Here is a 9,888-nt window from a genome sequence, read left to right as displayed (position 1 = left end):
CGCGCGCCGCGGGGCGCGCCCCCCCCGGCGCGGGCGGGGGGCGCCCCGCCGGCCCGCCCGCCCCCCGGCTCCACCGCGGCGGAGCACCCCGCCGAGCCGTCCACCGCGGCCGACAGCGAGTTCGAGACCACGGCGGAGACCACCGCCGCCGCGGTCGACGACACCGCCGCCGAAGCCGCCACAGAGGCCGCCACGGAGGCGGCCCAGCAGGCCGCACGGGCCGCCCAGCCGGCCGCCGCGGGCAACCGCGGACGGCAGCCGGCGGCAGGTCGTAGCGGCGAACGTCCCGCAGGCGGTCGACGCGGACGCAAGTCGGTGCCAGCATGGGACGACATCGTGTTCGGCGCCCGCCGGCCCTAGGAGGGGGTCGAACCCGAGATTCGTCACCGGTCCGCCACGAGGAGGCACCGGGGGCGGAGGCCGCTCTGGATGCAACGACGCCGAGAGAGCCGGCTGTGAGTAAACCGTCACATGGCCAGGCGGAACGTCTGGCCGCTCAACACAGTTGGAGAAGGTGTGACAGGGACTACCACGATGCCGACGCTGACCAACCTCGACCGTTGCGACAGGTGTGGCGCCCAGGCCTACGTCCGGGTCGTTCTGCCTGGGGGCGGAGATCTGCTCTTCTGCCGCCATCACGCGAAGTCTCACGACTCCAAGCTCCGCTCGGTCGCAGTCGAGTACCACGACGAGACCGACAAGCTGAGCGTCTCCTGACACGACTGACTCCCGAGGGCATGCCATGATCACATGGCATGCCCTCGACTCGTCACCGGCCCGGTGTCGTGGCCACCGGGCCGGTACGACGACCATCATCCGGCGCAAGGACACCCTCACCGGAACCGCGGGCCGATAGTCATACGGTGGGGCGCGTGTCCACCACTGGGAACGATGCGGTGCCGGCCATGGCCCCCCCAGCGGGTGGACCTGGTCCGACGACCCGCCCCGGCATGCGGGACCCGGCCCGGCGGGCGCTGTTGGCGCTGCGCTGGTTACGCGCATGCATGGGTGCCGGTGGGCCCGACCGCGGCGCGGCGGTGCGTGATCTCGCCCGCCGGCTGCTGCAACCAAGGTCATGGGTCCCCTGGGGGGCCCTGCGCCTGGCGCGGACGACCGTCGCGAACGCCTGGCGGCACCGTGTTCTCGGTCTCGCCGCCGAAGCCGGTTTCTGGCAGCTGCTGTCGATGCCCCCGCTGCTCCTGGCGCTGCTGGGCACGATCGGCTACATCGGGGACCTCCTCGGCGGCGACGCCCTCGACAACGTCCGCCTGAGCATCCTGGACGGCGCCGACAACCTGCTGACGGCGTCGGTGGTCGACGACACCGTCCGGCCGACGATCGACGAGATCCTCTCCCGCGGCCGCCCGGACGTCATCTCCATCGGTTTCGTGCTGTCGCTGTGGACGGGATCCACGGCGATGGCGACGTTCGTGAACACCATCACGATCGCCTACGGCCAGCGGGAGCTCCGCTCGGCGGTCCGCAGCCGCCTGCTCGCGCTCGGGCTGTTCCTGGCCCAGGTGGCGACGGGCGTCCTGCTGCTGCCCGCGCTCGTCCTCGGGCCCGGCCTGCTGTCGGACATGCTCAACTCCGGCCGTCACCCAGTGGTCGACGACCTGCTGAGGATTCTTTTCTGGCCGGTGGTCGGGGTGGTGTCGCTGGCGATGCTGACGACGCTCTACCACCTGGCGCTGCCCGTGCGGCGGTCCTGGCGCCGGGCACTACCCGGAGCGGCGCTCGCGCTCTTCCTGTGGCTGGTGGGCAGCTACCTGCTGCGGATGTACCTGGAGCTGGTCTTCAGCAACGAGCTGGTATACGGCTCGCTCGGCGCGCCCGTCGCCGCGCTGCTGTTCTTCTACATCACGGCGCTGGCCGTGCTGCTCGGCGCCGAGCTGAACGCGGCGATCGACGAGCGCCCCCCGCGCCAGCGCCGCGTCCCGCGGCACGCCAAGGCCCGGCCGGGCTCGACTCCCCCACGTTAGGACTCAGCCCTCGCGGCACGGCCCGGTCCCCCACAGCAGGGCCCGGGTCGTCCGCGACAGGGTTCGGCTCCCCGCGTCAGTAGGTGCAGCCCACCCCGCCGGACGGCTCGGGGGTGGCCTGGGCCAGGGTCACCGCGCCGCCCGCGGGCCGCCCGCCGGTGGCGCGCAGGTCCGCGGTGACCACCGAACCGTGGCCGGTACCGGACGCCGGCACGGCACCGGACGCGGCCGTAGCGCCCACGGAGGCCGTCGAGGCCGCCGAGGCCGCCGTCGAGCCGGACGGCGAGCCGGCGGGGTCGAGCGCGGGGGGCCCGGCGGCCTGCGGCGGGGAGCCGCCGATCCCGGCGAGCAGCGTCGTCAGCTCGTCGGTCTTCGCCAGGAGCACGGACTGCCCGCCGGCCTGTGACGGCGTGGCCGGGACGGTCGCGAAGGTGACCCCACCGGTGCTGATGCCCTGCATCCGGACGGCGAGCAGGCGCAGATCGGTGAGCGAGGTGTGGTCGTCCAGGGTCAGCGCGGAGGTGGCCGCGTCCACGACGTCGAGCAGCTTGCGCGGATTGAGCAGGGTCCCGGTGGAGGCGACCTCACGGAACACCGCGCCGAGGAACTGCTGCTGGCGGTGGATGCGGTCGAGGTCGCTGCCGGGCAGGCCGTAACGCTGCCGGACGAAGGCCAGCGCCTGCTCACCGGTGAGCGTGTTGTCGCCGACCTGGCCGTGCCAGCCGGAGTACCGGTCGTTGAGGTTGTCGAAGCCCTGCGCCTTGAGCTCGGGCGTCAGCTCCTTCACGCAGACGGTGACGCCGCCGAGCGCGTCCGTCATCGCCTGGAAGCCCAGGAAGTCGATCTCGAGGTAGTGGTCGATCCGGATGTTGGTGAGCGTCTCGATGGTCCGGACCAGCAGGGACGGCCCGCCGTAGGCGAACGCCGCGTTGAGCTTGGACTTCTGCGCGTCGTGCTGGGTGCCGTCGGAGCCGGTGTAGCCCGGGATCTGCACCCACAGGTCGCGGGGGAAGGACACCAGGGTCGTCGAGCCGTCGGCGTCGAGGTGGGCGAGGATCGTGGTGTCCGAGCGCTGCCCCTCGGTCTGGCCGAACTCGCCCCCGGTGCCCGCGCGGGTGTCCGAGCCCACCAGCAGGATGTTCTGGGTGCCTCCGCCGGCGGCGGAGGGCCGCGCGGCCGAGTCGGAGAACGTGAGCTCGATGTGGTTCACCTTGCCGTCGTAGTGGCGCAGCACGGCCCAGCCGCTCGTGGCGACGACCAGGACGGCCACCGAGACGATGGCGGCCACCAGGGTCACCGTCCGGCGCACACCGCTCACCGGGCGGTGTGGCTCCTCCGCGGGCAGGTCCTCGCCCGGGGTGTCGTACGGCCCGCGCGGGCCGCCGTACCCGGGCCCCGGGCCGGCCGGCGCGCGGTACCCGCCGAGCCCGTCGTTCGGGGCGGGCCGGGTCCGCCCGCCGTCGGTGGCGCCCGGCGGAGGCAGCCGGCGGGTGGGCGGGATCGGCGCGGGAGCCGAGCGGGGCTCGTGGCGCGGCCAGGCTCCCGCCGGCCAGTTCTCCTCGCCGGCGGCCGGCCGGTCCCGCGCCGGGCGGCCCTGCGCCGGACGTCCCTGCACCGGGCGGTCGCGCCTGTCCCGCGCCGGGCGCTCCTGCGGCAGGCGGCCGGGAACCGGTGGACGGCCCTGGCCCTGACCTGGGTACCCGGGGCGGCCGGATCCGGCGCCGGGCGGTGGACGACGGCGGTCGCGCGGGTCCCAGCCGTCCGGATCGCCACTGTTCGGAGGCCAGGTCATGGCCACGTTCCCCTCGCTCACCCGCCGGGCACGAGGATCATCGTTCCCGACGGTCCCGACAGGTTCACGCCGCAGACCGCCTGCCCGCCGCGCCGCCGGCCGCATTGAGGCGACGGCGGGGCGGTGGTCGGGATCTCGTCCGACGCTCACACCGGGTTGGCCGGTGCTGTACCACTCGGTACCCATCGGACCGCCGCGGCCAGCCCCCCGGGCCGCCGCCTGGGCGACCCGCGGACCTCCACGTCGGCCCATCACTGTTCTACCGGTGTTCCGCCGGCTTGCTCCGTTGTACCGGTATCTCTGCCGACATCCGACGGTGTTGTCTGTAGTCCGGCAGTCCGGTCGGTGCTGTCACCGCTTGTTTCGGGCCATCTGCGATATTGGGAACCGGGCTGCCCGTTCCGTCCCAGCCTCGCACGCTCCGGCGGGAGGCGGTAGCGACGGCAGGCCGACCCGCCGGCCAGGCCGATCAGCCGGGCCGGTCAGGCCGCGCCGGCAAGGCCACGCCACGCCGTGCCGTGCCGTCGGGACGGCCGGTCGGGCCGCGGGACGGGTCAGCTGGCGGCGGGGCCCGTGAACTCCGCCCGCACGGCGGCGCCGTCCGCGTCGGGCGTGGGCGTGGGCGGCGGGACGTTCGAGCGGGTCCGGATATCCGGCAGCCTTGATGGGATTACCGGGTAGCGGGAGGCCACCGGCCTCGACCACCATCCGGCGGGTGCTCGTCTGCGCGGAGTCGACCGCGGCCGGAACATCATTGATCGGACCATGGGGAACGCCCGCGGCCTGCAGTGCCTTCAACCAGTGGTCCGGCTCCTGCCGGCGCAGGGTCGCCTCGATCTCCGTCTTGAACGCTTCGCGTTCCCGGAGCCGGTCGCTGTTGGTGCGGAACCTCGGGTCGGCGGCGAGGTCGGGCCGCTCGACCATCGCGCACAGCCGGCCGAAGAGGTTGTCGTTGGCCGCGCAGATCACGATGCTGCCGCCCGCGCACGCGAACGCGTCAAAGGGGGCGATGGAGTAGTGGACGTTTCCGATCCGTGGCGGAGTGACGCCGGTCGAGAGATATGACAGCGCGGCGCCCTCCAGCAGGGAGACCGTCGCGTCGAACATGACAATATCGAGATGAGTTCCGCGGCCGGTGGTGCTCCGGCCCTGCAGCGCGGCCCCGATGGCGCCGAAAGCATAGAGACCGGCGGCCAGGTCCGCGATCGGAACACCCGGTTTGACGGGCTCCTCGCCCGGGCGTCCAGTGATCGACACCATGCCCGAGGCCGCCTGCACGACGGAGTCGTATGCCGGCCGCTCCCGCCACGGGCCCGTTTGCCCGAAGCCGGAGATGCTGACCTATATGAGGCGAGGATTGCGCGCGGTGAGCGCATCGACGCCGAGACCCCGCCGGTCCATCACCCCGGGGCGGAAGTTCTCGACCAGAACATCGGCCCGGTCGACGATCCGCAACAGAAGGTCACGGTCCGTCGTGTCCTTGAGATCCAGGACGACGGATTGCTTGCCACGGTTCACCCGCGCGAAGTACAGCGACCGGCCGTCCATGAACGGACCGTAGGTACGGGAGTCGTCCCGCCGCCCGGCCGTTCGACCTTGATGACCCGGGCACCGAGATCGACGCACATCATCGTCGCGAACGGACCCGCCAAAACCCGGGTGAGATCGACGATGAGAAGTCCCGCCATCGGGCCGGCCGTGGTCGCCACGGCGAAGGACGCTACCCGAGCACGGCGGAAGCGGCCTACCGTTAGCGGCATGAGTGCCCAGTCCCACCAAACACCAGCTTCACGCCCGGTCGCGGGGCGATCCCCCGGCGGTACGGCCGACGACGTCGCACACCGGACCACTCCCGCTTCGGGCGGCGCGGAAGTGGAACGCGTCGCATCTTCGCCGGACACCGGCACACCGGGGCTCCCGGTGCCCCCCACCGCACCACCGGGGAAATCGATCCAGCCGGATCCGGAATCTCCGGAACCGACCATCGGGACAACCCGGGCACAGGAGCCGGCGGGGGTAACCATCGCACCGGGGACTCTCCCCACCGCCGCAGACAGTCCGACGACGGAGGAACAAGCCGCGGACGAACCGGGCAGGACCGGACAGGCTAAGCACGACGAGGAACCCCACGCAGCCTTCAGGCGTTTCATGGCGAGCGGCTGGGCGCCGGTGGATGACACCGTCGCGGTGCGTGACGACTGCGCCCCTTACACCACGAAACGGCGCTCGCTTCTGGCCACCCGATTCCCCACCGAAGCGCTTGTCATACCAAGCGGCGGGCTACACGTCCGGGCGAACGACACCGATTACCCGTTCCGCCCCGGCAGTGACTTCTTCTGGCTCACCGGATGTCACGAACCGGACGCCGTCCTGATCCTGCATCCCACCGCTGCCGGCGACCATGACGCCGTGCTCTATCTCGCTGACCGATCCGACCGATCGAGTTCCGCGTTCTACACGGACCGCCGTTACGGCGAACTGTGGGTGGGCCCCCGGCCCGGTGTACGGGAGACCACAGCGGCTCTCGACATCGAATGCCGGCCGCTGCCGGAGCTTCCCGAAGCGCTGGCCCGTCTCGCGCCCGCCAGGACCCGCGTCGTGCGCGGGCTGGACGCCCGGGTGGACCGCGCGGTGAGCCGGTGGTCGCCGACCGGCTCGTCCGCCGACCGGGACGCCGCGCTGGCCGAGGTGCTGTCCGAGCTCCGGCTGGTCAAGGACGACTTCGAGATCGCCCGGCTGGACGAGGCGGTCGCGGCCACCGCGCTCGGTTTCACCGAGTGCGTGGGCGAGCTCGGCCGCGCGGCGACGCTCCCCAACGGGGAGCGCTGGCTGGAGGGAACCTTCTGGCGACGGGCCCGCGTCGACGGCAACGACGTCGGATACGGCTCCATCGTGGCCTGCGGCCCGCACGCCACGACCCTGCACTGGGTCCGCGACGACGGCCCAGTGCGGCCCGGTGACCTGGCACTTCTCGACATGGGGGTCGAGGGCCGCTCGCTGTACACCGCCGATGTGACGCGGACGCTGCCGGTGAGCGGGCGCTTCAGCCCGCTGCAGCGCCAGGTTCACGAGGTCGTCTACCGGGCCCAGCAGGCCGGGATAGACGCGGTCCGTCCCGGCGCCGCCTTCCTGGATCCGCACCGGGCCGCGATGCGGGTGATCGCGCAGGCGCTGCACGACTGGGGATTGCTGCCGGCCACGGTCGAAGAGTCGCTCAGCGAGGACCCGAAAGCACCCGGGGCCGGCCTGCACCGGCGCTACACACTGCACTCCACGTCGCACATGCTCGGGCTGGACGTGCACGACTGCGCGCAGGCGCGCGACGAGACCTACCGCGACGCCGCGCTGGAGGCCGGGATGGTGCTGACGGTCGAACCAGGGCTGTACTTCCAGCCGGACGACCTCACTGTTCCGCCGGAGCTGCGCGGGATCGGCGTCCGGATAGAGGACGACATCCTGGTCACGCCGGATGGAAGTCGGAACATGTCAGCCGCGCTCGCACGCTCGGCCGACGATGTCGAAAAATGGATGGCCGGCGAGGCCGCCAGGCACTGAAACCACACAGGGTCCGGCCGGCCGGCCGCCCATTTGACCGCCCCCGAGCGTAGTACGGTCGCCGGCCGGCAATCGGCGATCCGTGGTCCGGTTCCTGCCCATCGGCCGATCGATGGGCAGGAACCGGGACGCGATAAGATGATCACGTCTTCTTCGGCCGCCGGCCCGAGGAGACCCACCGGCTATCACGGTGGTACTCGGGTAGTACCAGGGTCAACCGCTCGGCGCGTCGACCCGGAAAGCAGTCGCGACCCGGCTCAGTGAGCCTTGTCGTACGCCTCTACGATGTTCGACGCGATACGGCCCCGGTCACTCACCGTGTAGCCGTTGCTGCGCGCCCACTCGCGAATGTCGGCGGTGCGGTCGGTTCCACCGGTACGCCGCGAAGCGGCGCGCGCCCCGCGACGGCCACTGGCCGCCCGGCCACCGGAACGGCGGGCAGCGGTGACGAACGGCGCCAACGACTCCCGCAACTTGGTGGCGTTCTTCTCCGACAGGTCGATCTCATACTGTGCGCCGTCCAGTCCGAACCGGACCGTCTCGTCGGCCTCTTCTCCACTGAGATCGTCAATCAACGAGACGATGGTCTTCTGAGCCATGCCACTCTCCTTCAGGTCAGCGGACCGCAGAAACTTACGGGTCTAGTATTACCACGAGAAGACGGTGAACTGTCACGCCTGGTTCGTCGGACGCGCGAGGCAACCGCGACGATGGCGCAAGTCCCCTCCGTCTTGGTGGGCTCGTGGTGGGGTGTCGACCGCACCCAAAGGAGCGGATCGACATCGCCATGATAGAGGGATGATCATGTTCTTCGAATCACACCTTCCGGTTCGAAACGTCGACCCACGAACGACTCCACCGCGCCGCCCGCCAACCCGACGGCAGCCCGCCTCGGGGCGCAGACGCCGGTACGCGGACGAGCGGCCACCTTCGTACGCCTGGCGGATCGTTCGATTGGCAGCCAAACGAGGAGCCGTGCCGGCGGCGACTTTGGCCGCGCTCCAGCGCCGGGAACCCACCGCCGTGTTTGGCAAAGCCGACCCCGGCGCCCGGTGAGTACGCCGGATTCCGCCCCTGACGCTATGCACCCGACCGGAGCGGACTACCGGCTCACCTGGGTGGTGGACGCGGCGAACGTGATTGGCGCACGACCGGACGGGTGGTGGCGGGACCGCTCGGCTGCGGCCGACCGACTACACAGGGACATTCTCGCCTTGCTCGCCCGGACCGTTGGACATCGCGATCGGGCCGATGGGCCGTCACGCGTCCTTCTTGTTCTGGAGGGTGCCGCCCGAGCGGGTGTACCGGCCGGCCCGAGCACACCGAAGTTCGTACCCCCCACGGTCGGTACGGGCGATATATCCACCGGACAGTCGGAAGGCCAGCCTCCGCTTGTGCCGCCGGAACTGAAGGGCCCGTTACCCGGAATGGCCGGCGAACCCCCACGACTCCTGGTGATCCACGCTCCCGTGGGCGGGGACGACGCCATCGTGGATGCCGTACGCACCACGACGGGACCGACTCTGGTCGTCACATCGGATCGGGCGCTGGGGGATCGTGTTCGCGCCTTGGGCGCGCGGGTTGCCGGCTCCCGGTGGCTTCGGGATCGCCTCGACGAGGTCACCGCACCGAATCGCGAAAAATAACTATGTCAGGAATCACACCTATCTGAGAGGAACTCCGCCCCGCCGAGCACGGCACTCCGGACGGATGGTGTCCGCCCGGCGCCGGGCGGCACAACTCCCGACAGACACAGAGCTCCCGACAGACACGGAACTCCCGCCAGACACGACTCCCGGGCGGTGGAGTCCTGCTGGAGATACGCCGCCGAACAGGGGAACCCCTCGGAGATACGTCTCCGAACGACGCGACCCTCGAGAGATGGGCCCAACGGGCCGCCGGGCCCCGGCGGGCGGGGCCGGCCGGTCGTCGGCGGGCGGGGCCGGCCGGTCGTCGGCGGGCGGGGCCGGCCGGTCGTCGGCGGAACCTGCCGGGCCGCCCGCGCGAAGTGGACTCAGCCGGGACGGAAGCAACCCCGATCGGGGGGTGCCGGCGGACAACCTCGGAAAGCCGCCGCAAAGGCCACAGGGACGCTCTGAGGGCCGCTACTGGCCCGCAGACACGGCCGCCGGGGACCCTGGACGGCGCGGGCGCGGCTGAGCCTCAGGCAGCCGAGGTCCCGCCGGTGGCGGATCCCGGCAGATCCGCCACCGATCGCCGAGCCCTCCGGCGGTGGCGCGCGCCGGCACGGCATCCGGTGGCGGTCCTGACACCTCCGGCACGTTCCAGGCAAAGCGCGCGGGTTTATACGCGGACCGCGGCAGGTGCTGGTCGGCCCGTCGGGCACCGAGCCGCCCCGGCCCGCCCGACGCCCTTGGGCGCCACCCACCCGCCCCGTCCGTGCCTCCAGGCCCCTGCCAGCCAAGCCATCCACGACGTCCGATATGCGTAGCTCCTATTGATTCGACTGGCTCCTAACTGCCCCTCTGGAGAAGCGTGGCCGTTGAGTGAGTCCATGGACTCACACAAAAGTCTGTTATTCACAACTGACCGAGCCGA

General features: G+C 71.6%; 6 protein-coding genes and 2 pseudogenes. 4 read left to right on the top strand and 4 right to left on the bottom strand.

Features of this window, described 5'->3' with window-relative positions:
* The 3 genes and pseudogenes from MXD62_RS27900 to MXD62_RS27890 form a co-directional block, all read left to right on the top strand.
* Positions 1-360 (top strand): annotated as a pseudogene (locus tag MXD62_RS27900) (DUF3071 domain-containing protein); the annotation flags it as partial.
* Positions 361-516: 156 nt separating this feature from the next.
* Positions 517-717 (top strand): hypothetical protein, encoded by a 201-nt coding sequence (locus MXD62_RS27895; protein WP_020458878.1) that lies wholly within the window; start codon positions 517-519, stop codon positions 715-717.
* Positions 718-905: 188 nt separating this feature from the next.
* On the top strand, positions 906-1,982 hold the full coding sequence (locus tag MXD62_RS27890) for a YihY/virulence factor BrkB family protein (protein ID WP_248832367.1): 1,077 nt from the start codon (positions 906-908) through the stop codon (positions 1,980-1,982).
* A gap of 76 nt (positions 1,983-2,058) precedes the next feature.
* Here MXD62_RS27890 and MXD62_RS27885 read toward each other — a convergent pair whose 3' ends face one another.
* The 3 genes and pseudogenes from MXD62_RS27885 to MXD62_RS41010 form a co-directional block, all read right to left on the bottom strand.
* Positions 2,059-3,774: an LCP family protein gene (locus MXD62_RS27885; RefSeq protein WP_248832366.1), complete on the bottom strand. Its 1,716-nt coding sequence runs from the start codon at positions 3,772-3,774 to the stop codon at positions 2,059-2,061.
* A 351-nt stretch (positions 3,775-4,125) separates the two neighbouring features.
* Positions 4,126-5,322 (bottom strand): annotated as a pseudogene (locus MXD62_RS27880) (CaiB/BaiF CoA transferase family protein).
* The gene (locus MXD62_RS41010) at positions 5,289-5,462 is read right to left on the bottom strand and encodes a CoA transferase (protein WP_368862460.1); all 174 of its coding nucleotides are present in this window, start codon (positions 5,460-5,462) and stop codon (positions 5,289-5,291) included. The pseudogene MXD62_RS27880 and the gene MXD62_RS41010 overlap by 34 nt, the downstream one beginning before the upstream one ends.
* Positions 5,463-5,922: 460 nt before the next feature.
* On the opposite strand from MXD62_RS41010, the gene MXD62_RS27875 reads away from it, so the two are divergent.
* Positions 5,923-7,329 (top strand): aminopeptidase P family protein, encoded by a 1,407-nt coding sequence (locus MXD62_RS27875; RefSeq protein WP_248832365.1) that lies wholly within the window; start codon positions 5,923-5,925, stop codon positions 7,327-7,329.
* A 257-nt stretch (positions 7,330-7,586) separates the two neighbouring features.
* On the opposite strand, the gene MXD62_RS27870 is transcribed toward MXD62_RS27875, so the two are convergent.
* Positions 7,587-7,928, bottom strand: a complete 342-nt coding sequence (locus MXD62_RS27870; protein WP_006542630.1) for an Lsr2 family protein — start codon at positions 7,926-7,928, stop codon at positions 7,587-7,589.
* Between the last annotated feature and the right edge of the window lie 1,960 nt (positions 7,929-9,888).

It is taken from the genome of Frankia sp. Mgl5 (genome assembly GCF_023242985.1).
GTDB lineage: Bacteria > Actinomycetota > Actinomycetes > Frankiales > Frankiaceae > Parafrankia > Parafrankia soli.
This window is presented reverse-complemented; position numbering and strand designations above follow the sequence as displayed.